We start from the raw sequence: 25944 nt of genomic DNA, 5'->3' as shown, positions 1-25944 counted from the left end.
ATTAGTCAAATGAAACGAAAATTCACCTATAAGTAGCGTTCTTCTGCAAGCTTTTTCAGGTCAGCTTTATGGAGAATGGTCTTTTTCTCATAATGTTCCAGGTGAAAGGCCTCCAGCTTTTGCAACAGGTATTGCAGGGTAAATTTTTCAGCTGTTGTTAGTCTGCCCGTGATAATCTTACCAACATAACTGGTGTGCTCAAATACCTGGAATAATAGCTGTTTCCCGTCATCGGTAATGGCGATATGTTTACTCCTTTTATCCTTTTCATCGTCCCATTGCCGCACCAGTCCCGAGGCAATCAAACGCCTGATCACTTCTGTACCAGATGTTTTCTCCTGTAAATTATGGCTGATCAATTCACTTTTTGACAAATGGTGGTGCGTTAACAAAATTGCCAATGCCGAAAAATCCTCGGCAGTTTGCAGGGGGGTACCTTCCAGCGCTTTTTTGATGTATGATTTTGCGTAGCGGCTCATGAAAACAAACAAGCGCCCGATATTATTATCCAACTGGTAGGCAATATCTAAAGCGGCACTATCGCTATCGCCGAACCGTACTTCATTGCTATGATGATTACTGGTGGGGTCACCAACTTTATTCAGCAGAAAACCTGTAAAATCCTGAATAGACGCTTCACGGCCCTGGTTTTCTTCTTCCAGCTCTGCTACAAGGTTTATTAATTGATGAATGAGTTGGTATGATTTCATAGTTTGCGAAATTACAAGTAACAGCTAACGGTTCAAATTTAGTTTCTTTTAGAGAGTTCGGGGTTTTGTGTTTTGAATGTGGCGTAAGCAGTACGGTAATTTTGCTTTGGGTCACCCTGCGGTTTAAAGCTTTTCAGCAAGTTTAGCGTTTTTATCAACGTGAGCTTATAAGCAGGCAATTCAGGGGCCTCAATCGCCAGCATATCCGCAATTTCCTTTCCCAGCAGGTAACGCATCAAGCCCAGAATATCGTTGGCTGTTGCCTTGCTTTTATTAACGGAAAGGATATGAGCAGTCAAAGATTTAGTCAATTCTTGCCCATGTGCAGATACAGAAAATTGCCGTTGCTTAATTATGATATCGAGTTGCTGTGCTTTTTTAGAATTTTCGGGGATAAGGTCTTCGTCTAAACCAGATAAACAGCCCACTACTGCCCATATATGCATAAATGCAGCCTGGTCTTCCTGGCTAACGTTATAGCCAAGCATCCTCAACCCACGAATAACAATCAATGAAAATGACAGGTTGGTGCCGGCCATATCTTCCTGATTGATGGGCAATCCCCAACTATCATTCCACTTGCCGCTCTGAAGCGTATAATATCGGACCGCCGCGTGCATGATGCGCACTTTTAAAATTTCTTCAAAAGCGTTTCCATCCTTGCCAAAGGCATCGGGCCCCATAACTTCCCAAACAAAAACAGCTGTATCATAAAGCCTTTTGGTGGTTTGCTTACGGATGAGTTCAGACAGGTATAAAACCATCGCCCCGTTTGCTGCATTATAGCAGTAGGGCAACGATAACAGGCCGAGCAAGCTCATGATGATCTCTGAGTGCCGGGCATAGAAAATAGCCCCCGCTTTCATCAACCGCAGTTGAGCCCAATCAGGCAAGTCTGTGGCTTTGTCTATAAAAGCAAAGCCGGGAAAGGCATCCTGCAATATCTTTAAATGTGCTGCACCAGATACACCAGCCATCCATTGCTGTAATAGCTGTCTCCTTGCCGGGTCACCAAAAACATAATGTATAAATTCGTCAGCCTGTGGGTCGCCAGAAAGCCGTTTTTGGTCTAACAATTGGTTGCTATATAAATTATGATCCGTCATTACCGCATGGTATTAATAATAGCTTCCGCAGCCAGCCTTCCGCTTTTCATGGCTGCATTAATCGAGCCATTCATTAAATAATCGCCGCAAACAAAACATTGTGCATTTAACCTTATGGCGTTAGGCTCCGGCTCATTGCTTACATGATCATCATTGGGCAACGCATAATTAATATGATAAGTTTTCAAATGCTTCCAGTTAACCGCATCGGGATACCAGAATTTCAATTCGGCAATTACCTCCTCCTGTAAGTCTTTTTCATTGGCTTCGGAATGATCACCGATGAGGGATAGGGATATTAAAGCATCCCCATTTTTTGAATACGCCGAGGATATGCTATCCATCACCGCAACGTTGTTTACTAACTTTCCTGCTAAAGCGTTTAAAGCAATCAATCGCTCTTCAAAAGGCCGTTGCTTTGCTGTAAAATACATATTGCTGACAGAATGAAACTTGACGGCAGTGTTTCCATACCTTATAGGTGAACGTAAAGGATCGGTTGCAATTAACACAAAATCGGCCTGATAGGTGGCCCCGGAAGCCGTTGTTACCAAACCCTCATCAACTGCGGATACATTTTGATAAAACAAGAGTTCATTAGCAGAAAGGCATTCTGCCAATTGCTTTGGAATCATGCCCATTCCTTTAGCAGGTATAGCTGCATCACCTTCGCTAAACATTTTAAATACAAATTCAAACATCCGGCTGGATGTGCTTAACTGCTCTTCCAAAAATATACCCGTCATAAAAGGCCGGAAGAACCGGTTCATAATGGTTCCGCTGAAACCCGCTCTTTTCAAATACTCGGTGGTCGTAATTTCCTCGTCCCTAAAAATCTCCTCGATGCTTTTTTTGCCTAGCTTTAGCTTTAAACGCAGCATCCTCATTTTATCGGAGAATGTAGCAGCAGATGAAAATAAAGTGCTTAACAGTGTAGCTGGCTGCCTAAGCGGGTCGCCCAATTTTGTAATCCCGTCCCTGCTCATGATCAAGGCACCGGGATCAAAGGTTCTGAGGTCGAGTGCAGCATAATCCAGCAGGTTTTTAGCTTCAGGATAAGCCGTCAAAAAAACCTGAAAGCCCCGGTCGAGCAGAAAGCCATCTTTCTCATCTGTGCGTACCCTGCCCCCCACTCCATCAGAAGCTTCTAATACCAAAACAGATTTTCCGGCCGCCTTCAATAATTTGGCAGCCGTTAAGCCGGCTAAACCCGCCCCAATGATAATTACGTCTGCATCTTTCTTCATAATTTACGCCTAAGCCTTAATATCATTTTCTTGTAAATGAGGTTCAACGCCCGGCTTGGCATACGCCATTTGCCCTATTGGATAAGGCAGATAGTAAGTATCCAACCCCGCCACCGTCAACGTTTTTGCTGCACTGTGTTTTATTGTGCCATCCGTATCTATCAAATGATCTTCGGTTAAAATGTGAACAATCTCGCCGACGACGATGGTGGTGCCATTAATTTCCATATCAATAACTTCCCTAAGCTCTAAACCGACATGCACATTAGCTTCTTTAACAAATGGTGCTTTAAAATCTTTAACATAGTGTTTATGAAAACCGCAGGCGTCGAACTCAGAAACCCCCGAAGGATAACTTGCACTGGTTTGATGCGCCTGCATGTACCATTCGGGCAATACATTATTAAGGGTGTACTGACCCGTAGCTTTAATATTGCGTAGCGTATCGTTATGCTCGCGCTCGGGCCTTATCACCAAGCCTATTAATGGCGGGTTTGCACCCAAATGAAATACCGAACTGATGATGCACAAGTTGGTAACGCCATCATTACTTATTGTACCTAACAAATTCAACGCCCGATAGCCAATCAAACTATTGATCAGGCTGATGCGGTAATGTTTTTCCAGTTGAGAAATCTGGTCACTGTTGATGTTTATCATCTTAGCTTGTTTTTAATTTACCTAAACCTCCATCTATGCCAATCACCTGCCCGGTCATCCAGCTGCTTTCGGCTGATAATAGAAAAGCAATCATCTGGCTGATATCTTCAGGTCGGCCTATTTTACCTAAGGGATGGCGTTTGGCCGAAGCTTCCCGTTTTTCTGGCGAACTTAGCAGGTTTTGCGCCAAAGGCGTATCGGTTAAAGATGGTGCCACAACGTTTACCCGTATTTGCTGGGCAGCTAATTCGGCTGCTAAAGAAAGGGCCATTCCCTCCACTGCGCTCTTAGCAGCGGCTACACTGGCATGATAAGGCATCCCTGTTTTGGCAGCAACCGAACTAATTAAAACGATGGACGATCCGGCGGCGTTTTTGATGGGTTTAATGGCCTGCTGTATTATAAGCGCTGCGCCTAAAACATTCAGCTGAAAATCGTTCAGGAAGTCTTCGGCTGTTAACCGCGTAAACGGTTTGAGATTAATGCTGCCTACAGCATAAACCAGCCCGTGCAACTGCTGCGGCAGGAACGTTTCAACAGCATCCAGACTACCGGTTACATCAGCCTTTAAATAATGCACATCCTCAGGCCATTCGTCAGAAACGGACCTTGACACCACATAAACATTGGCATGCTGCCCGTGAAGCAATTTAACCAGCGACAATCCAATGCCTGAACTGCCACCAACCACCATTATATTTTTTCCACTAAAATCCATTAGCTGATATATTTTAAAAATTCATTCTTTGTTTCAGCGTTTAAAAATTGCCCGCTGTATTCGGCGGTAAGTGTAGTGCTACCCGCATCCCTGATGCCGCGGCTGGATACACAATGGTGGTGGGCATCTATAACAACGGCCACATCATCTGTACCTAGTGCCTCTTTAAGCATATTGGCTATTTGCATAGTAAGCCTTTCCTGCACCTGCGGCCGTTGCGAACAATATTGAACGATCCTGTTCAACTTAGATAAGCCGATAACCTGCCCATTGCTGATGTAAGCCACGTGGGCCTTACCCACTATTGGCACAAAATGATGCTCACAGTTGCTAAACACTGCAATATTACGTTCCACCAGCATTTGGTTATAGTTGAACGGATTTTTGAACAAAGTGGGTTTTGGTTTATTCGCCGGATTTAATCCGCTGAATATTTCTTTCACATACATTTTAGCAACCCGTTTTGGCGTGTCTTTTAAACTGTCGTCTTCCAGATCCATCCCCAAAGTTTCCATTATCGCGGTGAAGTGCTTAGTAATACGCTCTATTTTGGTATCGTCGTCCAGTTCAAATGCGTCGGGCCTTAGCGGCGTATCAAAAGCAGAATTGTAATGATCCTGCTCCAGTTCAGTCACCACTTGCTCCAGGGTTAAGGCATTATTAGCGTTGTTCTTTATCATGAAATTGTGTTAGCATAAATTAAGTTGGGTTTACTTTAAATCACATGGCGTTTACTGTATATCGCCCTTGGTTGATTTTTACGGCAGCGATAAACCCTTGCGCTTAAAGCCGTTTAGATCATCATATCGTGCAATATCTCCCCATCTCATTAAAAGCCCCCCGGATAGGCGTCGTTCAAATGCAACTGATACGATAGTAATATTCGATAGTAAATTATTTTAAACAGTTTTGATAATATATTTCCAATACCTGCTCAAGGCATATTTTAAACCATGGCGTGTATTTATCCGGTTGCTCTATTAAGTCAAAAAGCAACAAATCGGTATCCATATACCTAATGCCGGCAACTTCGGCTTCATTTGGTACGGGTAAGTCATCACTTATTCCCATAAAAACATGGTCGTATTCGTTCTCGATCAATCCATTCTCAAATTCATGGCGGTAACTGAATTGAAATAACTCGGTAAGTTCACAATCCATTCCCATTTCTTCCTGCAAACGGCGGTGGGCAGCATTAGGCGTAGATTCGCCTAAACGCGGATGGCTGCAGCAGGTATTTGTCCACAACCCGCCGGAATGGTATTTATCTAGTGCCCTTTGCTGAAGCAGTAACTGCCCTTTGCTGTTAAATATAAACACAGAGAACGCGCGGTGCATCGTTCCGGTACGGTGAGCGGCCATCTTTTCCATTGTGCCTCTGGTTTGACCATCAGCATCTACTATCATTACACTATCGTTCAATTTTGGTATTGTTTTGTTCGTCCGGTTCAATAATCGTTAAGCCGGAAAAATTGTTAAAATGTATTTCTTGTAATTTAGTGTCTTTACTTGTATTAGTGTTGTTTGGTAAAGCCCTAATCGTATTTTATAGAACATTCAGTTTGTACCTGATCAGTGAATCGAACATTAAGTAAAATTTATGGCCGTTAGACACCCTGATCCGTTCTGACATTACTCTTTCCGCAGGCACCTTTGTAATCTTCCGGAATAACTGCTTATAGTACACATAAGCCAGGTAAACCCCTTTGCGGCAGGAGCGCGGCAACTGCCTGATACCGCTTAAGGCTTCATTAAGTTCCGAAAGGATATCCTCTTCGATAACCCGTTTGTTTTCATCAGAGAAAGCAGACAAGTTTACGTTGGGGAAGTAAGTGCGGTTCAGTTCCTGGTAGTCTGCATTAACATCCCGAAGGAAATTCACCTTTTGAAAAGCCGAACCCAACTTCATAGCCGGTTTCCTTAACCGCTCAAATTCAGCTTCGTTGCCATTGGTGAACACGTGCAAACACATTAATCCCACTACCTGTGCAGAACCCATAATGTATTGCTCATATTTTTCCGCATCGTAGGATTGTTCGCCCAGGTCCATTTCCATACTATTCAGAAACTGCGTAATCAGGTCATGCTGTATACCGTATTGGTTAACCACCTGCTGAAATGAATTAATTACCGGGTTAATACTGATGCCGCGCTCGATAGCCCTAAAGGTATCTGCCTTTAATTCGGCCAGCATCACCGATTTAGGGTAATTATGAAAGCTATCCACAATCTCGTCGGCCAACCTCACAAAACCATATATCGCATGTATAGGGCGGCGGACTTCCTTATTGAAAAACAATATCCCAAGGGAAAAGCTGGTACTGTATAATCGGGTTGTCTCCTTGCTGCATGTTGCAGATAAGGTATCAAAGCGTTCTTTCATTTATGATTGAGGTATTGAATAAGTAGTTCAGCAGAAACCTTACCGGATATAATGGAAGGTGGAACTCCCGGCCCGGGTACCGTAAGCTGTCCCGCATAAAAGAGGTTCTTTATTTTTTTGTTTTTGATGGATGGCTTAAGATGGGCGGTTTGCATGAGCGTATTGGCAAGACCATAGGCATTCCCTTTAAAAGAATTGTAATCTGCCTTAAAATCCTTTGCACAATAACTTTCATTAAAGTCGAGCGCGGTCCTGATCGGTACGCCGGTATAATCTTCCAGCCGATCCATAATTAAATTAAAGTATTCCTTCCTTAATGCTTCCGTATCTTCAATACCAGGTGCCAGCGGCATTAGTATGAATAGGTTTTCGTGACCGAGCGGTGCTACGGTATTATCGGATTTTGAGGGACAACACACATAAAACAGAGGTTTTGTTGGCCATTTAGGATTTTTATATATTTCTGAAGCGTGCAGCTTTAAGTCTGCATCAAAAAACAAGGTATGATGTTCCAGCTTTTCAATTCTACTGGTTACACCTAAATAAAATATCAGGCTCGAAGGTGCCATGACGCGTTTGGTCCAATATGCTGTATCGTAATTTCTGTAAGCCTCATCAAGCAATTGTTCCTCTACGTGGTGATAATCAGCCGACGCAATGACCCCATCGCACTTACTTTCGCTATATTTTGTACCAATCGTCTTTACGTGTTTACCCGTCACCCTGAAACTGCTAACCGCTGAATTGGTATGAAAAACAACACCTTGCGCTTCGCATACTTTTTGCATGCCTTCTATCACTTTACCAAAGCCCCCTTTTGGGTACCAGGTGCCTAGTTTTAATCCGGCATAGTTCATCAGGCTGTACAAGGCAGGGGTATCCTCGGGCATGGCACCCAAAAAAAGCACCGGAAATTCCATCAGGGTTATTAAGCGTTCATCCTTAAAAAAACGCCTTACATGTTTGCTAAACGAAGTAAACACCTGGAGCTTGAATGCACCTCTGATCAAATCCCAATCTGCAAACTCAAGTAATGATAAACCCGGCTTGTGAACCAGTTTGTTCATGCCTGTTCGGTATTTAAAGGCTGCTTCTTCTAAAAATAGTGTTAGCTGCCTCGCACTTCCCGGTTCAATGGATTCGAACAGGGCCTCCAGCGCAGCATAATCTGCCGGGATGTGTAACACATCCTTCTTACCGAAAACCACCGTAAAACCGGGATCAAGCTGCTCCAGTTCATAAAAATCCGATGCTTTGTAACCAAAATCATTGAAAAAGTTTTCAAATACCTCAGGCATCCAGTACCAGCTTGGTCCCATATCAAAAGTGTAACCATTGCCAACCAGTTGACGTGAACGGCCACCTATTTCATTATTTTTTTCGTAAACATGAACACTGCACCCGGCTTTGGCTAAATACGCAGCTGCACTTAAACCGGAGAATCCAGATCCGATAACCGCAACGGTAGTTTTTTCATCGTGAAGAATATGCTCAACAGTATCTGACTTTAACATTTGGGGTTGGAGTGAAATCGGATTATTTAAATTCCCGAAACAAACATAGTACAATCATGTACCATAATTGTATAATTGATGTAAAATTGTATCAATTATAACAAATAACACCCAACCAATAGTTTCGCAGTGTAGCGCTTGAAGATAAGCTTAAAAAGCGACCAGGACGTGAAAGGGACCGGGAACTATAGAGATTTTGTTGATGCACATCGTTTCAGTCCTTTTGGGTTTGCTTTAAACAGTCTATCACCCTCAAAGCTTATCCGGCGCTAGCTGCCATTGCCATGTTTATTTAGCGCATGCCTCACTTCGTGCTGTAACATAAACCTAAAAAAAGCGTCATAACTTACAGCAAAAACTAATACTTTAGCTTTTATTATGCTTGCATATTAATCAAACCCTTAACTGAATATATGAAAACAATCTACGCTGCCCTACTGGCTGGCAGCATCAGCGTTTGCGCCATCAGCACCGTCAAGGCACAGGCACCCCAAACCGAAACTCCCGCCTACAAATTGTACCGGGCTACCACAACCAAGATCAACGATCTGGTACACACCAAGCTCGATGTTAGGTTCGACTACAAAAAACGCTATATGTATGGCAAAGAGTGGGTAACTTTAAAACCCCACATGTATCCAACAGATAGCCTTCGCCTTGATGCGAAAGGCATGGACCTGAAAACCATCGCCATCGTTAAAAATGGCAAAACTACTCCACTTACCTTTACCTACGATAGCCTTACCGTAGCCATAAAGCTGGATAAAACCTATACCAACACCGAAAGCTACACCATCTATATAGATTATACAGCCAAGCCGAACGAACTGCATGTTAAGGGCAGCGCGGCCATCAACGACGCAAAGGGTCTGTATTTTATCAACCCCGATGGTACTGAAAAAGACAAGCCTATTCAGATATGGACACAAGGCGAAACCGAAGGTTCGTCGTGCTGGTTCCCTACCATTGATAAGCCGAACCAGAAAACTACCGAAGAAATTATCATGACCGTGCCGAAACAGTATGTTACGCTGAGTAACGGCCGGTTGGCATTATCCAAAGTAAACAAGGATGGTACCCGCACCGATACCTGGAAACAGGAATTGCCGCACTCACCATACTTGTTTATGATGGCCGTGGGCGATTTTAAGATCTACAAAGATAAATGGCGCAACAAAGAAGTAAGTTATTACCTGGAACCAAAGTATGCACCGTATGCCAAAGATATCTTCGGCTTTACGCCCGAAGTAATGGAGTTTTACTCCAAAACGCTGGGTGTTGATTACCCATGGTACAAATACTCGCAGATAGTAGTGCGCGATTACGTGAGCGGCGCTATGGAAAACACCTCGGCCACCCTGCACGGCGTGTATGTACAAGGCACCAAGCGCGAACTTGACGACCGTTATTACGATGGCGGCCGTAGCACCATCGTACATGAATTGTTCCACCAATGGTTTGGCGATTACGTAACCGCCGAAAGCTGGAGCAACCTTACGGTTAACGAATCGTTTGCCGATTTCAGCGAAAGCATTTGGGCCGAATACAAATACGGCAAGGATGCAGGCGACGCGCACAGTTTCGATGCCATGCAAAGCTACCTTAACCAGCCGGATGCTAAAAAGAAAGATTTGGTACGTTTCCATTACAACGATAAGGAAGATGTATTTGATTTGGTTACCTACCAAAAAGGCGGCCGCATATTGTACATGCTGCGAAACTACCTGGGCAACGCGGCTTTCTACAAAGGCCTCAACATTTACCTTAAAACCAATGCCTTTAAAAATGGCGAAGCGCAGCAATTGCGTTTAGCTATGGAAGAAGCCAGCGGCCGCGATCTTAACTGGTTCTTTAACCAATGGTACTACGGTGCCGGTCACCCGGTGCTTAACATCAGCTACAAATGGGATAGTGCCACCAAAAAACAAACCGTTTACCTGCAGCAAACCCAGGATGGTAATGTATTCACGCTACCTATAGCTATAGATATTTATGCCGGTGGCAAAAAAGAACGCCACACCATCTGGATGCGCGATAAAGCCGATACACTCACCTTCGATGTAGCATCTAAGCCTGATCTGGTAAATGTTGATGGCGACAAAATCTTATTAACCAAGAAAACCGACAGCAAAACGCTGGATGAATTCGCGTTCCAATACTTCAACGCCCCGTTGTTCCTGGATCGTTATGAGGCCATTGAATTCGCCAAAACACGCCAGAGCGACAAGGCAGCGCAGAAGATTATCATTGCCGCGCTTACCGATAAATTCTACCAGTTGCGTATCAAAGCCATCAATGCAGCGGCCTTAACCAGCTACGACGACGTGCGCAATGCAGGCGTGCCTATCATAGCCAGGCTTGCCCAAACAGATGATAATAACCTGGTGCGTGCAGCCGCCATCAATGCTTTAGGCAAGCTTAAGGCATCGGGCAATATGAACCTGTTTAAACAGGCCCTGGCCAGCCAGAGCTACGCTATACAGGGCGCAGCCTTAAACGCCATAGGCATGCTTAACCCTGCTGACGCTATTGCCTTGGCAAAACAATATGAAAAAGAAAGCAATGGCGCATTAGCGCAAGCTATCCTTAGCTTATATGCTACCAGCGGAACTGATGCCGAATGGCCATACGTGCTTAAGGCTATTAGCGAAGGCGACCCGCAAACCCAGTTTGGCTTGCTGCGTAAATTTGCAGACTTTACCGGCAGGGTAAAAAGCCCTGACGATGCGCAGGCAGGCATTAAATTCATTGGCGATTTCGGCCTTAAATACAAGCAATACGGCGTAGCGCCACAAATAGCTACCCTGCTTACCAACGTTAAAGATGCCCGCACCAAACTGGGCGATACAGCATCTGCCGCAGCTGCCGACAAAGCTGCTGAGGCGTTGAAATAATAGCGTATCAAAAATCGTTACCGTAAGCCGCCCTGCAATTGTGGGGCGGCTTTTTATTTTAACACTTTTTAACCACTTTTAACATTTACTTAAAAAGCAATTTCGCTATCTTAGTATCATTAAACCAAACCGATATGAAAAAGGCATTTTTACTTGCTCTACTACTGGCTGGCGCAGGCCGCTTAATGGCTCAAAACGATTTGAAACTGCCCGGCGCAACAGCCCTGCCCTTGTTATCCATAACGGTTGATACTACTTTGCAATCGCCCACGCTCAAGCAACTCACCCAAAAACCGGATGCCGGTATGCTGAGGAAATTGGCCACCTTGGATAAATTTAACCAAACCCCGCTAACTGAAACTAAACTGATAAGACAGATGGATGAGTATCTCATGCCAGTGGCAGTACTTAGCGGAAAATCGAACATGCCCATAAAAAAGATAGGCGGGTTTTACACCATGCCGGTTTATGGCACCGAGGCTAAGAAGAAGCTAATTACTGTAGCTCCGTAATTTGCGGGATTGGGCTGCGGAGCTTTACGCATTTTACGGCAGCTTGTTTATCAATATTGAATTTCTCCTGACTGGCGTACGCCCCCATTGCTTCTACGGCTCAATAATCACTAAACCAGCTTCCTCACGGCGGTTTCCGGCGTAATGGTGCTGCCATTAAGCCCGGTAAGCAGGTTTAGTCCGGGCGTTTTGCCTACTTCTATACTACCCTTGGTGCTATCTATTCCCATAAACTTTGCGCCATTAATGGTACCCCATTCCAGCAGGGTATCCAGGCTGAGGGACGGCAAATGCTGTTGCAGGGTACGCATCTCGCTAAGTATGCACAATTTATTATTCGAGGCCAGGCTATCGGTTCCGAGGGTGATGTTGAGCCCCTGGTTCACAAACAGTTCTACCTTTGGCAGGCGTTTTTCTATGTACAGATTAGCGTTGGGGCAAAAGCACCAGTTAATATTGCGGTCGAAGCGTTTGATGAAGTAGATATCCTTAAGGTTAGTACAAGTGTTGTGTACCATCAGTATTTTTTGCCGGTTGGTAAGCAGCGGGATGACAGACTGCAACGAATTACGCGCCTGCGGGCGGAAATAATCGATATCAATACCCAGGTGTTTGTACAGATCAACAAAACCACCTAATTTATAGCGGTAAAACTTGTTTTCATCTTCGCACTCCTGGTTATGAATGCTCAAGGGATTATTGCCTGAATCGCTGTAGCGTTTGATCAGCTTGAATAAATCTTTAGATACCGAATACGGGGCATGCGCTGTAATTGATACCGATTGTGGCCTGAATTCATCCGCCAGCGCAAGGGCGTTGGCAAAAATAACTTCGGCACTTTCGGGCAAGAAACCGAATACTTCTACAAAGGTGTGGTAATATAATTTACTTTGGGCTTTTAACCCTATTGTAAAATTACTGTTACTTATATCAGCAACCGCGACGATGCCATTTTCCTGCATTTCTGCGTCGGCCTTTTCTGCGGCAGCAGTAATTTCTCCTATATCGGCGTGCCGCACGCCTTGCACACTTTTTATAAAATCTACAAGGCCTTTGCCTGGCTCAATTTTATCCCTTAAGTGCGAAAGTTCGGTATGACAATGCGTGTTTATAAAGCCCGGTACAATAATGCCGCTAAGCCTTTCGATAGGAATATTTTGAAAATCAGATTGTTGAACATCGGAGATTGCAATTATCTTTCCGGCATCGTCAACAGTTACTATTCCATTTTTTATTGGATCGGCATGAACGGGGTAAATGTAATCGGCTCTAAAACTTTTCATTAAAGTAAAAATGGCATCTTCTAAAAAATTTAAACCCAATCCAATTTAGTAAAATACAATTAACTTTTAGTTATTGTTTTATATGCTACAAAAGAATGACTTTAAAAAAGCATCGGAAATTTTAAAAATAAGTACTTTTGCAACGTGAACTCAAAAAAAGATAAGATAGACATCCGCAGCCTAAGCCCAGAGGTTCTGCAACAGCATTTTATCCAAATGGATGAAAAGGCTTTCAGAGCTAAACAGGTATACGAATGGCTATGGAAAAAATCTTCCACATCTTTTGATGACATGAGCAACATTTCAAAAGAACTACGCGCTAAACTGGAAGAGAAATTTATTATCAATAATGTTAAAATAAACACCTCACAGGTTAGTGCTGATAAAACTATAAAAAATTCTTTTATTTTACACGATACTCATTTAATTGAGGGTGTTTTAATACCAACTCCTGAGCGGATGACAGCTTGCGTATCGTCGCAAGTGGGCTGTAGCTTGACCTGTAAATTCTGCGCAACCGGGTACATGGAGCGCAAACGCAACCTTAATCCCGACGAGATATACGATCAGGTTGTGCTGATAGATAAGCAAGCACGCGAAAATTACGGCATCCCGCTATCAAACGTAGTTTACATGGGTATGGGCGAGCCTTTGCTCAACTATGCTAATGTGCTTAAATCTATAGAAAAACTTACCGCCCCCGATGGATTGAATATGGCTGCGCGCCGCATTACGGTTTCTACTGCCGGCATTGCCAAAATGATACGCAAACTTGGCGACGATGAGGTGAAATTTAAACTGGCACTTTCGTTGCACGCCGCTAATGACGAGAAGCGCAACGCCATTATGCCCATAAACGAGCAAAACTCGTTAAAGGCCCTTGCTGATGCATTGAAATACTACTTCGCCAAAACCAAGAACCCCGTAACGTACGAATACATTATTTTCGATGGCGTAAACGATGGCATACAAGATGCCAAAGAACTTGCTGCATTTTGCAAGCACGTGCCCTGCAAAGTAAACATCATTGAATATAACCCTATTGCCTTTGCCAGCTACATCAACGCCGGCGAGGATAAAGTAGCTGCCTTTGCCGAATATCTGCACAGCCAGGGTGTTAACACCTACCTGCGACGTAGCCGTGGTAAGGATATTGATGCCGCATGCGGCCAACTGGCTATAAAAGAAAAGGACAAGGCTGTTGCCGCAGAGGCCTAAATATCTGCTCCCGCCCGGTTAATATTTCTTCATCCAATTTCGTATTTAACAAACGCTACATGCACTTACCTGCGCGGTTGTTTCTTTGTGCCCCTGAATTTATTTTATTTAGCAGGAAATTCATTGTGCCGTCGTCTTAAGCATCATTAACACCTCAAACTTGAACGAAAACGACCTTATAACCGCTTTGCGCCATAACAACGAAAATGCTTTCAGGTTTCTGGTTGATCGTTATCAAAAAAGCGTTTTCAATATCGCCTTAGGTTTTGTGCAGCAAAAGGAAAACGCCGAAGAAGTTACGCAGGAGGTATTTATAAAAGTTTTTGAGACCATTGCAGGTTTTAAACAGGATGCAAAATTAAGCACTTGGGTGTACCGTATTGCGGTGAACCAATCGCTCGATTTTATAAGACATACTAAACGAAAAAAACGCTTTGCCATCATTACATCAATGTTTAATAAAGCCGATGAACTTATACACCAACCACCGGATTTTTGCCACCCCGGCGTGGTGTTAGAAAACAAAGAGCAAGCTACCGTGCTATTCAAAGCTATTGCGCAATTGCCGCAAAGCCAGAAAACCGCGTTTCTGCTGCAAAAAATAGATGGTTGCAGTCAGCAAAAAATAGCCGCTATTATGCAGCTTACCGAGGGGGCCGTTGAATCGCATTTATTTAGGGCGAAAGCCACACTTAAAAAACTTTTGATTAATTATTATCAGGCATGAAAAACGCAAAAGAAACAGAACGATTAGCAGAAGAAACGCTGAACAGTTTGGATAACCTGCAAACAATTGAGCCTGAGCCTTTTTTATTTACGCGCATACAAAGCCGAATAGCACGAAAAAACGAAGCTGCGATCATACAAAACCGTGTATCCATGTATCGCCTTGCGGCAGTATTGATTTGTATCCTGTTCATCAATATCATTAGCTATCAGGCTGCGCTTAAAGCACCGGGTAGTAAACCTGGCAGCGACGTGAAAGCTGCTTTCGCCAACGAATACCATTTAGAAGACAACTTTTACGCTTATTAATTCAAAGCCATGAAAAAAATAACCCCCTGGACCATCGCCGTTTTTGTGTTACTGTTACTTAACCTTGGTACGCTGGCACTCATGTGGCGCCAGGGCAACTTTGGCCCTTTGATGGGGCCACCCTTGCAACCCAAAGATTTCCTGATTAAAAAACTGGCACTTACCGCCCCCCAGCAAAGCAAATTTGATGGCCTGCGCCAAGTGCACCGACGGGCAATTGACAGCCTGAATAAACGCAGCCACGAACTAAAAGACAGCCTTTTTACCCTCCTGCGCAACCCTAGCACAGATAACAGAACGATTGACGCTTTAACGGTAAAAATAGGCAACGCTTCGGCAGCGGCAGACAAAGCTACATTTACGCATTTTTCGCAATTCCGGGCAATGCTAAACCCCGGACAGCAATCCATTTTTGACAATATTATTGGCGATGTACTCAAGATGATGTCGCGGCAAGCACCGCGATGGCCGCAAGGGCCACAGCACGATGGGCCTATGCCACCTGCCAGCCCAAACGGGCCGCCACCACCGCCGCCCGGAGTGTAAAAATAGATATGAATGCATAGCAGGAAGTTGCGCGCAAGGGCGTCTAATCACTCATAAACAAATTAAACCCCTCATGATTATGAAACCTCGTAATTTAGCCGTAACTATTTTTGTGGCCACAAGTGTATTGATCTATTGCTGTGCCTGTAAAAAAGACAGCAACAGCACCACGGCTACCAGCGAAACAGTACCCGATATTTATAAGAAAATATACGGAGCCAGTAGCATCACATCTGATGGCACCTATCTAACCATAAAAACCACCAACCTGCCCGATCATAAAAGCGCCTACTGGACAACCTCAAATGCATTGTACGAAGCTTTTACTGGCACTACCTATACCGGTGTTACTTTTTCGAAAAACCCAAACACCATACAAAGCCAATCGCTTACTTTTAAAATACCGCTCAACCCAAAAGTAGCGGCATCGCATCAATCTACACCTATGGGGCCTATTGGCATCGCCTTAAACGGCGTAACCTTTTTTAACCAGTATGCAGCTATGCAGGCGCCTTTAACAAACGAAATACAGGGCCTCGATCAATACTGGGGGCATCCGCAGCAAAGCGGGCAGTACCATTATCATGTTGAACCGAAGTTCCTCACCCAAACCAAATTAAGCAAATCGGCCTTACTGGGCTTCCTGTTAGATGGCTTCCCTGTTTACGGCCCCGAGGAGAACGGCAAAACATTAACCAGTGCAGATCTGGACACTTACCACGGCCATACCGCCGCCACAGCCGACTATCCAGGCGGTATTTATCATTACCATTTTACGCTGGATGCCCCCTATTTAAACGGCGCAGGTTTTTATGGTACAGCAGGTACCATATCGCAATAAGCAACCGGCATTATGAAATACGGTTATAAAACAGTTTGGGTGCCCGTTTTATTTTTAACCCTGGGGATAACGCTAAGCCAACTCAACCTGAGTTGGCTTAGCGCCAAACATGCTGCTGCAATTCCGGCAAGGTATATTAACGGCACTAACCCCGCTTTAAGTTTTCGACAAGACACCCTATTGTTTAAAGGCCAGCGGTACACCGGTTATGTATTTACTCTGTTTGCAAATAACGATACCGCTGCCATATTGGGCTACACCAATGGCTTGCAGGAAGGCATCAGCCGGCTATGGTACCCCAATAAGCAAAAGCGCGAGGAGCGCCTTTACATTGCCGGCAAAAAAGAAGGTATTCACAAAGGCTGGTGGCCCAATGGCAAGCTGCAATTTATGTTTGAGGTAAGCCATGATGAGAACACCGGCTACTTTAAAACCTGGCACCCCGATGGTAAGCCCGAGAGAATTTTTCATTACCAAAATGGCAAGGAGCAAGGCAGCCAAAAAATGTGGTGGCCCGATGGGCGGATACGGGCAAATTATGTAATTAAAGATGGTGAGAAATTTGGCATGCTTGGCCAAAAAATATGTATCAATAAAGATGTTAACTAAACAAAAAAAGGGCATGCTGCTGGGCTTGCTGTTTTTAACGATAAACGGCTGTTCTAACAGACGGCCTCAAAATACATTGCCTTACTTCAACACTGCAGATTTTACCCCAGAGTGGCTAGTAAAAACGGATGCCGGGTACAGCAAGTTGCATCAAGTGCCTCCGTTTTGTTTTGAAGATCAAAACGGAAAATTGGTAACAGGCCAAACAACCAAAGGCAGCATATGCGTGGTTAACTTTTTCTTTACCCGCTGCAGCATTATTTGCCCCAAAACAATGGGAAATATGAACCGCGTTGCACAGGCATTCCGGAATGACCAACGCGTGCAAATTTTATCGCACAGCGTAACGCCCTCCTATGATAATACCGCAGTTTTAAAGCGATATGCCCTTGAAAAAGGCATCAGCAATCCTAACTGGCACCTACTTACCGGCGACAAAGCAACTATTTACGCCATTGCACGCACCGGATACTTTGCCGATACAGAGGCAAAAGCCAAACCCACGGGTGCCTTTGATTTTCTGCATACCGAAAACTTCATATTAGTTGATCAGCATAAGCACATACGGGGCATATACAATGGCAGTATAGCGTTTGAGGCAGATAACCTTATCAGGCATATTAAAATACTGGAGCAGGAAGAATAGTTTTTTGAATTAGCGGGCATTCTGGTATCTTCATGGCATGGGCCTTATCCGCACCTACCTTTCAGACTTTATCTCGCTGATATTCCCGCAGCTGTGCGCGGCTTGCCATGCCAGCCTGGTTTTGGGCGAGGATACGATATGTACCGATTGCCTGTACAACCTGCCTTACACCAACTTTCACCAGCAGCCGGATAATATTGTAGCACAACAGTTTTGGGGCAAATTACCTGTAGAAGCGGCATACGCACTTTATTTATTCAACAAGGGCGGCAAGGTGCAACAAATGATGCACCATTTTAAGTATGATGGCATGCATCGAATAGGCAATATAATGGGCAAAATTGCAGGCAGCCAGCTGGCAGAGAACGAAACATTCAAAACGGTAGATTATATTATCCCAGTACCGCTGCACAAAAAACGGCTAAAAGAGCGTGGCTACAATCAAAGTGCCTGCTTTGCCGAGGGATTGGCCGAAAAGCTGAACGCCAAAGTAGAATTGGATAACCTTATCCGTACGGTGGCCACCAAAACGCAAACGCACAAATCGCGCTTTGCCAGGTTCGAGAACATGCAGGAGGTTTTCGCTATCGCCAACCCGGGGAGATTAGCAAACAAGCATATCCTGTTGGTAGATGACATTGTTACCACCGGCTCTACGCTGGAAGCCTGCGGCATAGAATTGCTTAAAGTACCGGGGCTGAAGCTGAGTATCGCTACTATCGCTTATGCGGTATAGGATTACACCGATTTGGAAGATTGATTTCACCGATTGATTTGCATGTCTATTAGTGCCAGTGTGCTTCTGAATAAACGCCCAGGTGCCATCGACACATCTCAAGGATAGCAAAATCTGCATAAACAAAAAAGCGTCCCTTTGGAACGCCTGGTGTTATTTTGAACCGCAGCCAAACTTCAGCATCGAGTGTTCGATATTCCAACCGCTCACCACGCCCTATTCACTGCTCACCAACCTACTGTTTCTGATACTTACTCAGTTTCATGTGCAGAGTTGTCGGGTCAAAGGGTTTCAGGATATAATCATTCATTCCCGCGCCTTCTATCTCACCCATCTGATTGTTCAGCATAGAAGCAGTAAGTGCAATGATGGGCAAGTTCTGGAAATATGGTTCAGTTTTCGAGCGGATAACGCCGGTTGCTTCCAGGCCGCCCATAATAGGCATGTGAATATCCATCAGTACTACATCAAAGTTCTTGTGCTGCTCCAGCTTGTCTATGGCTTCCTGACCGTTCTCTGCAAAATCGGCAGTTGCGCCCCATTTTTTGAGTACTTTGTTTATCAGCAACCTGTTTATCTGGTTATCATCAACCACCAGCACATTGATATTTAGCCCTGTTTCCACTTTATTATCGTTGTTTTTAATATGGTCTTCTATCTTTTTGAAAGTTATTGTAAACCAAAATGTAGAACCCTGCCCCGGCGTGCTTTCAACATTTATCCGCGAGTCGTGCAGCTCTATCAGGCGTTTGCTGATTGCCAACCCCAGACCTGTGCCGCCATATTCTCGGGTGGTATTATCTTCAGCTTGCTTAAAGGATTCAAAGATGGTATTTAATTTGTTTTTTGCAATACCAATTCCGGTATCAGATACGGCAAAACGCAGCCTTACAGATTTATTATTTTCCTCAATAACCTTTAAATCGATAGTTACGCCGCCTGTGGAGGTAAATTTAACGGCATTGCTCACCAGGTTCAGTAAAATCTGCACCAAACGGGCCCTGTCGCCAAGCACCAGTTCAGGTATAGCCTCTTCCACTTCGCTCTTCAGGTAAATACCTTTTTCCAGCACTTTGTATTGCATAGAGGCGGTAACACCCTGTATCATGTCGCGTATGTCTACCCGGGCAAGTTCCAGCACTACGTTGCCTGTTTCTATCTTGGTAAAATCAAGCACGTCGTTTATCAGGGTCATCAGGTTCTCTGCCGAGAATTTGAGGATGTTCAGGTTCTCCTTTTGTGAATCCAGCGGGTTATCATCCAGCAGCAAATGGCTCATGCCTATCACGGCATTCAGTGGCGTGCGTATCTCATGGCTCATTACGCCTATGAACATGTCCTTAGCGCGACTTAATTGCAGGGCCTCTTCTTTGGCGGCTATCAGTTCCTGCTCGGCTTTCTTTTTGGCGGTGATATCAATAATTACTTCAATGTACTTATCAACCTTCCCTGCATCATCAGTAATAACCGAATTGATGACCGATATCCACACCGGCCTGCCATCCTTACGGTAAATAAGCAGATCCACCTCGAAAGATTGCTTCTTTTCTGATAATTCGCGCGCCTTGGTTATGATCGCTACATCGGTAAGCTCACCCTTCAACGAATCGCCCAGGTGCTTATCTTTTACATCATCCAGTGTATAGCCCGTAATATACTCAAAGGCATCGTTCACCCACTCCACTTTCCCCTCGCTGTTGTTGATGACTACGCCACTGGTAGTTTTGCTGGCCACCAACGATAGCATGGTAAGTTCTTCTTCGGCCTTTTTGCGGCTGCTGATATCCACCATTACGCCTATCTGCCGCTCCACGCTGCCCACCTCGTTAAATAAGGGACTGTTGGATATGAACACCCAGGCGGTACTGCCATCTTTCTTGTATATTTTTATCTCAATCTCGTAAGGCTTGTTTTCTTTTACTTTCTGCACCGCCTCCTGAAAAACCGTTTGGTCGGTTTCTTCGCCTACCAGCTTAGTGCCTACGGTTTGCCCTTTCAATTCGTCCAGCGTGTAGCCAATAATGCGCTCCTGCGATTCGTTCATCCAGATGATCTTCCCTTTGGCATCGCGTATCATGATACCGCTTGGCGATTTACGTGCCGCGAACGAAAGTATCTCCACATCCTGCTCGGCCCGTTTGCGCAAGGTTATATCAATAATAATGCGGATAGATTTCTCTATCGAGCCATCGTTGGCGAAGATGATGGTGTTGGTTACCGATATCCAAATGGGTGTCCCTTCCTTAGTGAACATTGATAACTCCACCTCATACGACCTCCGGTTGTTTACCGCATCCAGCAGTTCCAACTCGGCCGCCTCATCCTTAGGCTTGCCCTTTAAAACTTCGCCCAAAAACTTGCCCTCCACATCGTGCTGGCTGTAACCGGTAATTTTTTCGAAAGCGGCGTTGGTCCAAACAACATTATCGTTGGCATCGCTTATCACTACGCCGTTCTTTATTTTGCTGGCCACCAGCGATAGCTGCTCCGTTTCCGTTACCAGTTGTTTCTGCAGGGTCATATCGCGACCGCTGCAATACCATTTGCCGGCTTTGTGTACGGCTGTCCAGCTTAACCATTTAATTTCGCCCGTACGGGTTACCGTTTGGGTTTCTATTTCGAAGGGTTTTTCTGTAGCAATTGCTTTTTCAATAACAGGCACATACTGCTCGCGGTTTTGCCCGGCCACAAAGCTCCATAAACTGCGGCCAACCGCTTCTTCCTGTGTATAGCCCAAAATATCCAGGATACAGTTGTTGATGAGCTCGATATTAGAATCGGCCCCGGCAATCATATGTATCTCTGATGAATTATTAAAAAGCGTATAAAAATCTTTGTGTACCTGCAGGCTTTGCTCCAGCGCTTTCTTTTGCTTGCGCAGCACCAGGTGACTTATTACCTCGCTGGCCAATACTTTAAGGGCATCCTGCTGCTCGTCGGTTATATCATGGGGGTTTTTATCCAGCACGCAGAGGGTACCTATGCGGTATCCGTCGGGGTCTATCAGCGGAGCGCTGGCGTAAAAACGTAGCCCAAACTCGCCGGTAACCATCTCATGATCGCGAAAAACTTCTTCTTTTGAAACATCCGGAATGGCAACCAGTTCGCCCTGTCTAAGGGTGTACTGGCAAAAGGTATCCTCAATGGCCATTTCAGAAATATCCAGCCCGATGGACGATTTCATCCACTGCCGCGAATCGTCGATAAAAGAAATAAAGGCGATGGGTACCTGGCAAATATAGGAAGCCAGGCGTGTAATAGCATCATACTCCTTCTCGGGCAGGGTATCTAAGATATCATAAGAAAGCAAAGCGCTTACACGCCTGCTTTCCAGCTCCGAAGGGGTATGATGCTCGGTATTCATTTATTACGCCAGGTGTTTATCCCGGTATAGAGGGTGGTCTTCCATTAGCTTGTGCACCCTTTTACGCACTTTCTTTAAAGTTGTTTCGTTTTCGGGGTCGTTAATTACCATATCTATTAGTTCAACAATGGTATCCATGTGTTTCTCTTTTAAACCACGGGTAGTGATAGCCGCAGTACCCACACGGATGCCCGAGGTTACAAATGGCGATTTATCATCATAAGGAACCATGTTTTTGTTGGCCGTGATATCGGCACTTACCAGTGCTTTTTCGGCAGCTTTACCGCTGATGTTCTTGTTGCGCAGATCAATCAGCATCAGGTGGTTATCGGTACCGCCCGAAATGATATCATACCCTCTGTCTACAAACGCCTTTGCCATAGCCGCAGCGTTCTGTTTCACCTGCACAATGTATTTCATGTAGCTATCGCTTAAAGCCTCGCCAAAAGCAATGGCCTTAGCGGCGATGATATGCTCCAGCGGACCACCCTGCGTACCCGGAAAAACAGCCATATCCAACAAGGCCGACATCATCCGTACCTCGCCCTTTGGTGTTTTTAAGCCCCATGGGTTCTCAAAATCTTTACCCAACAGGATCAGACCACCACGCGGACCACGCAGCGTTTTGTGCGTAGTAGTAGTAACAATATGGCAATGCGGCAGCGGATCGGTAAGTAAACCGCGGGCAATTAAGCCTGCCGGGTGCGAAATATCGGCCAGCACCAAGGCGCCAACCTCATCGGCAACGGCGCGGATAAACTCGTAGTCCCAATCGCGCGAATAAGCCGAAGCACCGCAGATGATCAGTTTCGGTTTTTCGCGCAGGGCAACTTCTTTCAGCTGCTCGTAATCTACATAACCGGTATCTTTTTTTACCCCATAAAAATGAGGCTCGTATAATTTGCCCGAAAAGTTTACAGCCGAACCATGTGTTAAGTGGCCGCCATGTGAAAGATCGAACCCTAATATTTTATCGCCCGGATTTAAAACAGCCAGCATAACCGCTGCGTTGGCCTGCGCGCCGCTATGCGGCTGCACGTTTGCCCACTCGGCATTAAACAATTGCTTGGCACGCTCAATGGCTATAGTCTCAATCTCGTCAACCACCTCGCAGCCGCCGTAGTAGCGTTTGCCCGGCAGGCCTTCGGCATATTTATTGGTTGCCACAGAGCCTGCAGCTTCCATTACCTGCTTGCTTACAAAGTTTTCTGATGCGATCAGCTCTATGCCTTCTTCCTGGCGTTGCTGTTCCTCGTCCAGTAATTTAAATATTAATTTATCTCTTTTCATTGTTATGTGTAATGTGCGCTAAGTTAGCTATAAAATTAGAATTGAGATATTTGGATTTGCATTTGACGCAAAACATTACTCCCGCGAAATAATATTGCGTGTAGATATGCAGCTGAGGAGAACATAGATTTGAGATATGAGATTTGAGACAGCAGAAAGAAAGCTTTTCTTGCAGCGCTACGCGCAAGCGCAATGCCACAGGGCCGGTTAAAATCAATAACGCATTAAGGCACCCAAATGCAGTAAATAATATAGGCAGCAACACCGCCGATAATAAGCACCAGCAGGCCGCTTAACCGCCTTTTTTTAAGAAAAAACAACATCACCAGCCCGGTTAAGGATACCAGGGTTAAAAACCCCGCCGATGCGTCTATAAACCAGCTCCAGCCTTTGCCGGTGTCGCGGCCTTTGTGCAGATCGTTTAGTACGGCCACTAGCCCAAGCTTGAGTTCGGTGAGTTTAAATTTGCCGTCGTTACGATCAATAAAAACATCAGCGCTATAGCCGGGGCCTTTAAACGAAAGTGAACAGCGGTTATCCTCTATCAGGAAATCGCTTACGTAGCCTTTTACACTGTACTTTTTACGCAGCAACTCCACAATCTCCATTTTCCTGATGAGCGTAGTATCGGGCGTATTTACCCATGCAAGGGGCACAGTGCCTGTTAGCTTATTTTCTACCTCTTTACCGTCGAACCATTCTGCATGGTTTAAGGTGATACCAGTTACCGCAAAAAACAACACCACGATAAAACAAAGCATCGAAAGATAAATGTGCAGCCAGCGCGATACCGAAGCCGTTTGTTTTTCCCAGGCCGGCTTTGGTTTCTTTGGCTGTTTTGCCGGTTTTTGCTGAGGCGCTGTATTAATTGTCATTCGTTTTTTTACGGTAGTCTAAAGATGCGGAAGCAACTTCGGTATTGGCCGGAAGTTCGATGTGTTGTGCTGATTTGAAGGTAAGCTCCTGGTTTATGAGCTGGTAGGTACCGTGTTCGCGCGCCACCTCTATATAAACCGTATAAGTGCCTAGCTTTACCAAATTGCCTTTATCATCTTTACCATCCCATTTAAGCGTGTACTTGCCCGGCGACCGCGTTGCGCTGGTGGTTGAGCTGATATTACCCTCAGCGGCAGCGAAACTATCGTAATAGGTATCATACCATGAACGCATATCGTGCAGATAGCGTGGCTTATTGTACCACAAGGCTATTTGCCTCACAGGCTTTTTATTGGCATCAACTACCCAAACAGCCACAAAAGGGCGGTGCACCCGCATACCTTCAATAGTGGCCAGTTCTATATTGATGGCCAACTCGTAGTTTACATCCCATAATTTATCCTTTACATTAACCGCTGGTATAACAGCCTGCGTTTTTGGCAGGGCAACTTCCATATCCTTCCAGCCATCGCTTTTTAATTGCCTGCCATCGGCAGTTACCAGCATAAATTCGGCACCGGGTACCGATGCAACCAACTGCCTCCCTTCTTCGGGACTCAGTACATTCAACGCAGTGGCCAAGGCACCTGCATCTGTAGCATTATCCGCAACAACTGTGGCGCTTATTACGCCGCCTGCGGGCTGCCCGGTGCGCGGGTCAACAATATGCGAGTACCATTTACCGGCTATCAATTCGCCCCGGCGGTAATTGCCGCTGGTGGCAATGGTTTTGTTAGTGATCTGCACGCGGGCTATCGGCGCATCATTTTCGGCGTCGGCTTTGGGGTTACTCACCAGTATTTGCTCGGTATGTTGGCCGCGGGCCAATATATCGCCGCCAATGTTTACCAATACACCGCTTACTCCCGGCGCTTTTAGCGCAGCCGTGGCAGCCTTATCCATAATATAGCTTTTAGCGAATGAGTTGAGTATTAAAGGTGCATTGCTAATGCGCTGCGCGGTGTGGTTTTGCGCGTTCAAAATATAATGTTGCTGGTGTACCAGATTGAGCGCAGCTGCAATTTCGGTTGTTGAGGGCAGCCTGTTTTGCCCCGCAGCACTGCGCCATACTTTATTGATCGTTTCTGCCGAAGCATCCAGCGCGCCATTACTTTTACTGCGCCATTGCTCAAAAAGCGATAGCACTTCAAAAAGTTGGGGCGATACTACGGTGGCTTTATTGCCCGCTTTCATCCATTGGCTAAACTCGCTGCCGGCATCATAACCGCTCAATATTTTGTTCAGCCGGTCTATCTCTGCCAGTGCAGCATCTTCTGCTTTACCGGCATTGGTGTTATTGGTAGCTGCAATTTTAATTTCTAAGGATGTACCCAGTACATTTTCATAATTGCCAACATATACCTTATTGGCTTTGGGTGGCGTATTGGCCGCGGTGCTTAATACCAGCAGTAATAACAATGCGGAAGGAAGTATTTTCAGGAATTTCATATAATATGTAGCGAAGTTAAAGTAAAGACGTTTGCTTTTGGTTAATTATTGTTTGTACGGCAAACTGCTTTCAAATACGTTTGTTATGCAGAAGCCGACAATACAAATTAAAAGCAAATTTAAACACAGAAAAAAAACCGATAGACGGGCATCAATAACTAATCGACCTGCGGGCTAATCTCACCGACGGAGAACACCCTGCAAGCCGCTCGCAATCAAAAAGAAGACGTACCTTACCACCCGAAGC

At 45.1% G+C, this 25944-nt stretch carries 24 protein-coding genes; 10 read left to right on the top strand and 14 right to left on the bottom strand.

What is annotated here, in order from left to right; translation table 11 throughout:
* Nucleotides 1-26: 26 nt before the first annotated feature.
* The 9 genes from E2R66_RS17725 to E2R66_RS17685 all read right to left on the bottom strand — a co-directional run bounded on the left by E2R66_RS17725 (nt 27) and on the right by E2R66_RS17685 (nt 8338).
* Nucleotides 27-710 carry a MarR family winged helix-turn-helix transcriptional regulator gene (locus E2R66_RS17725; protein WP_133232981.1) on the bottom strand — a complete coding sequence of 228 codons (684 nt, stop codon included), beginning with the start codon at nt 708-710 and terminating at the stop codon, nt 27-29.
* A 38-nt stretch (nt 711-748) separates the two neighbouring features.
* On the bottom strand, nt 749-1816 hold the full coding sequence (locus tag E2R66_RS17720) for an oxygenase MpaB family protein (protein WP_133232978.1): 1068 nt from the start codon (nt 1814-1816) through the stop codon (nt 749-751).
* Nucleotides 1816-3063, bottom strand: a complete 1248-nt coding sequence (locus E2R66_RS17715; RefSeq protein ID WP_133232975.1) for an NAD(P)/FAD-dependent oxidoreductase — start codon at nt 3061-3063, stop codon at nt 1816-1818. The genes E2R66_RS17720 and E2R66_RS17715 overlap by 1 nt, the downstream gene beginning before the upstream one ends.
* Nucleotides 3064-3072: 9 nt before the next feature.
* Nucleotides 3073-3723: a flavin reductase family protein gene (locus E2R66_RS17710; RefSeq protein WP_133232972.1), complete on the bottom strand. Its 651-nt coding sequence runs from the start codon at nt 3721-3723 to the stop codon at nt 3073-3075.
* 1 nt (nt 3724) lies between these two features.
* Entirely contained in the window at nt 3725-4441 is a 717-nt protein-coding gene (locus tag E2R66_RS17705; protein WP_133232969.1) for an SDR family NAD(P)-dependent oxidoreductase, read from the bottom strand.
* Complete coding sequence (gene folE, locus E2R66_RS17700) at nt 4441-5121, bottom strand: GTP cyclohydrolase I FolE (RefSeq protein ID WP_133232966.1); 681 nt, start codon at nt 5119-5121, stop codon at nt 4441-4443. Before folE ends, E2R66_RS17705 begins: the two co-directional genes overlap by 1 nt.
* A gap of 214 nt (nt 5122-5335) precedes the next feature.
* Nucleotides 5336-5863 carry an isopentenyl-diphosphate Delta-isomerase gene (idi, locus tag E2R66_RS17695; protein WP_158288438.1) on the bottom strand — a complete coding sequence of 176 codons (528 nt, stop codon included), beginning with the start codon at nt 5861-5863 and terminating at the stop codon, nt 5336-5338.
* A gap of 124 nt (nt 5864-5987) precedes the next feature.
* A complete protein-coding gene (locus E2R66_RS17690; protein ID WP_133232964.1) occupies nt 5988-6824 on the bottom strand; it encodes a phytoene/squalene synthase family protein in 837 nt (278 codons plus the stop codon).
* On the bottom strand, nt 6821-8338 hold the full coding sequence (locus tag E2R66_RS17685; RefSeq protein WP_133232961.1) for a phytoene desaturase family protein: 1518 nt from the start codon (nt 8336-8338) through the stop codon (nt 6821-6823). The genes E2R66_RS17690 and E2R66_RS17685 overlap by 4 nt, the downstream gene beginning before the upstream one ends.
* A gap of 413 nt (nt 8339-8751) precedes the next feature.
* On the opposite strand from E2R66_RS17685, the gene E2R66_RS17680 reads away from it, so the two are divergent.
* The gene (locus E2R66_RS17680; protein WP_133232959.1) at nt 8752-11232 is read left to right on the top strand and encodes a M1 family aminopeptidase; all 2481 of its coding nucleotides are present in this window, start codon (nt 8752-8754) and stop codon (nt 11230-11232) included.
* A 134-nt stretch (nt 11233-11366) separates the two neighbouring features.
* Complete coding sequence (locus tag E2R66_RS17675; protein ID WP_133232956.1) at nt 11367-11744, top strand: hypothetical protein; 378 nt, start codon at nt 11367-11369, stop codon at nt 11742-11744.
* A gap of 110 nt (nt 11745-11854) precedes the next feature.
* Here the strand turns inward: E2R66_RS17675 and E2R66_RS17670 are convergent, their stop codons facing one another.
* Nucleotides 11855-13027, bottom strand: a complete 1173-nt coding sequence (locus E2R66_RS17670) for an amidohydrolase family protein (RefSeq protein WP_133232954.1) — start codon at nt 13025-13027, stop codon at nt 11855-11857.
* 144 nt (nt 13028-13171) lie between these two features.
* Here E2R66_RS17670 and rlmN point away from each other — a divergent pair, with 144 nt between their 5' ends.
* The 8 genes from rlmN to E2R66_RS17630 all read left to right on the top strand — a co-directional run bounded on the left by rlmN (nt 13172) and on the right by E2R66_RS17630 (nt 18658).
* Nucleotides 13172-14245 (top strand): 23S rRNA (adenine(2503)-C(2))-methyltransferase RlmN, encoded by a 1074-nt coding sequence (gene rlmN / locus E2R66_RS17665; RefSeq protein ID WP_133232951.1) that lies wholly within the window; start codon nt 13172-13174, stop codon nt 14243-14245.
* A 160-nt stretch (nt 14246-14405) separates the two neighbouring features.
* Entirely contained in the window at nt 14406-14972 is a 567-nt protein-coding gene (locus tag E2R66_RS17660) for an RNA polymerase sigma factor (protein ID WP_133232949.1), read from the top strand.
* Complete coding sequence (locus tag E2R66_RS17655) at nt 14969-15280, top strand: hypothetical protein (protein WP_133232947.1); 312 nt, start codon at nt 14969-14971, stop codon at nt 15278-15280. The genes E2R66_RS17660 and E2R66_RS17655 overlap by 4 nt, the downstream gene beginning before the upstream one ends.
* Nucleotides 15281-15289: 9 nt before the next feature.
* Nucleotides 15290-15826 carry a Spy/CpxP family protein refolding chaperone gene (locus tag E2R66_RS17650; protein WP_133232945.1) on the top strand — a complete coding sequence of 179 codons (537 nt, stop codon included), beginning with the start codon at nt 15290-15292 and terminating at the stop codon, nt 15824-15826.
* Between the two features lie 79 nt (nt 15827-15905).
* Nucleotides 15906-16667 carry a YHYH protein gene (locus E2R66_RS17645; RefSeq protein ID WP_133232943.1) on the top strand — a complete coding sequence of 254 codons (762 nt, stop codon included), beginning with the start codon at nt 15906-15908 and terminating at the stop codon, nt 16665-16667.
* Nucleotides 16668-16679: 12 nt separating this feature from the next.
* A complete protein-coding gene (locus E2R66_RS17640) occupies nt 16680-17276 on the top strand; it encodes a toxin-antitoxin system YwqK family antitoxin (RefSeq protein ID WP_133232941.1) in 597 nt (198 codons plus the stop codon).
* Nucleotides 17266-17922 (top strand): SCO family protein, encoded by a 657-nt coding sequence (locus tag E2R66_RS17635; protein ID WP_240049342.1) that lies wholly within the window; start codon nt 17266-17268, stop codon nt 17920-17922. Before E2R66_RS17640 ends, E2R66_RS17635 begins: the two co-directional genes overlap by 11 nt.
* Before the next feature lie 37 nt (nt 17923-17959).
* On the top strand, nt 17960-18658 hold the full coding sequence (locus tag E2R66_RS17630) for a ComF family protein (RefSeq protein ID WP_133232940.1): 699 nt from the start codon (nt 17960-17962) through the stop codon (nt 18656-18658).
* 235 nt (nt 18659-18893) lie between these two features.
* On the opposite strand, the gene E2R66_RS17625 is transcribed toward E2R66_RS17630, so the two are convergent.
* From E2R66_RS17625 to E2R66_RS17610, 4 genes are all read right to left on the bottom strand, one after another.
* Complete coding sequence (locus E2R66_RS17625; protein WP_133232939.1) at nt 18894-22022, bottom strand: PAS domain S-box protein; 3129 nt, start codon at nt 22020-22022, stop codon at nt 18894-18896.
* 3 nt (nt 22023-22025) lie between these two features.
* Nucleotides 22026-23312 carry a serine hydroxymethyltransferase gene (locus E2R66_RS17620; RefSeq protein WP_133232938.1) on the bottom strand — a complete coding sequence of 429 codons (1287 nt, stop codon included), beginning with the start codon at nt 23310-23312 and terminating at the stop codon, nt 22026-22028.
* Nucleotides 23313-23536: 224 nt separating this feature from the next.
* On the bottom strand, nt 23537-24187 hold the full coding sequence (locus E2R66_RS17615; RefSeq protein WP_133232936.1) for a PepSY-associated TM helix domain-containing protein: 651 nt from the start codon (nt 24185-24187) through the stop codon (nt 23537-23539).
* Nucleotides 24177-25697 (bottom strand): DUF2271 domain-containing protein, encoded by a 1521-nt coding sequence (locus E2R66_RS17610; RefSeq protein WP_133232934.1) that lies wholly within the window; start codon nt 25695-25697, stop codon nt 24177-24179. The genes E2R66_RS17615 and E2R66_RS17610 overlap by 11 nt, the downstream gene beginning before the upstream one ends.
* Between the last annotated feature and the right edge of the window lie 247 nt (nt 25698-25944).

Source organism: Mucilaginibacter psychrotolerans (assembly GCF_004519315.1).
GTDB lineage: Bacteria > Bacteroidota > Bacteroidia > Sphingobacteriales > Sphingobacteriaceae > Mucilaginibacter > Mucilaginibacter psychrotolerans.
Note: the sequence above shows the minus strand (reverse complement) of the source record. Positions and strands in the feature narration are given on the sequence as shown.

Coding starts and splice junctions, on each gene's coding strand:
- E2R66_RS17640 (WP_133232941.1), top strand. CDS start 16,680: ATGAAATACGGTTATAAAACAGTTTGGGTGCCCGTTTTATTTTTAACC.
- E2R66_RS17635 (WP_240049342.1), top strand. CDS start 17,266: ATGTTAACTAAACAAAAAAAGGGCATGCTGCTGGGCTTGCTGTTTTTA.
- E2R66_RS17625 (WP_133232939.1), bottom strand. CDS start 22,022: ATGAATACCGAGCATCATACCCCTTCGGAGCTGGAAAGCAGGCGTGTA.
- E2R66_RS17650 (WP_133232945.1), top strand. CDS start 15,290: ATGAAAAAAATAACCCCCTGGACCATCGCCGTTTTTGTGTTACTGTTA.
- E2R66_RS17705 (WP_133232969.1), bottom strand. CDS start 4,441: ATGGATTTTAGTGGAAAAAATATAATGGTGGTTGGTGGCAGTTCAGGC.
- folE (WP_133232966.1), bottom strand. CDS start 5,121: ATGATAAAGAACAACGCTAATAATGCCTTAACCCTGGAGCAAGTGGTG.
- E2R66_RS17645 (WP_133232943.1), top strand. CDS start 15,906: ATGAAACCTCGTAATTTAGCCGTAACTATTTTTGTGGCCACAAGTGTA.
- E2R66_RS17655 (WP_133232947.1), top strand. CDS start 14,969: ATGAAAAACGCAAAAGAAACAGAACGATTAGCAGAAGAAACGCTGAAC.
- E2R66_RS17680 (WP_133232959.1), top strand. CDS start 8,752: ATGAAAACAATCTACGCTGCCCTACTGGCTGGCAGCATCAGCGTTTGC.
- E2R66_RS17630 (WP_133232940.1), top strand. CDS start 17,960: ATGGGCCTTATCCGCACCTACCTTTCAGACTTTATCTCGCTGATATTC.
- E2R66_RS17710 (WP_133232972.1), bottom strand. CDS start 3,723: ATGATAAACATCAACAGTGACCAGATTTCTCAACTGGAAAAACATTAC.
- E2R66_RS17685 (WP_133232961.1), bottom strand. CDS start 8,338: ATGTTAAAGTCAGATACTGTTGAGCATATTCTTCACGATGAAAAAACT.
- E2R66_RS17690 (WP_133232964.1), bottom strand. CDS start 6,824: ATGAAAGAACGCTTTGATACCTTATCTGCAACATGCAGCAAGGAGACA.
- E2R66_RS17675 (WP_133232956.1), top strand. CDS start 11,367: ATGAAAAAGGCATTTTTACTTGCTCTACTACTGGCTGGCGCAGGCCGC.
- E2R66_RS17615 (WP_133232936.1), bottom strand. CDS start 24,187: ATGACAATTAATACAGCGCCTCAGCAAAAACCGGCAAAACAGCCAAAG.
- E2R66_RS17620 (WP_133232938.1), bottom strand. CDS start 23,312: ATGAAAAGAGATAAATTAATATTTAAATTACTGGACGAGGAACAGCAA.
- E2R66_RS17725 (WP_133232981.1), bottom strand. CDS start 710: ATGAAATCATACCAACTCATTCATCAATTAATAAACCTTGTAGCAGAG.
- E2R66_RS17720 (WP_133232978.1), bottom strand. CDS start 1,816: ATGACGGATCATAATTTATATAGCAACCAATTGTTAGACCAAAAACGG.
- E2R66_RS17715 (WP_133232975.1), bottom strand. CDS start 3,063: ATGAAGAAAGATGCAGACGTAATTATCATTGGGGCGGGTTTAGCCGGC.
- E2R66_RS17610 (WP_133232934.1), bottom strand. CDS start 25,697: ATGAAATTCCTGAAAATACTTCCTTCCGCATTGTTATTACTGCTGGTA.
- E2R66_RS17670 (WP_133232954.1), bottom strand. CDS start 13,027: ATGAAAAGTTTTAGAGCCGATTACATTTACCCCGTTCATGCCGATCCA.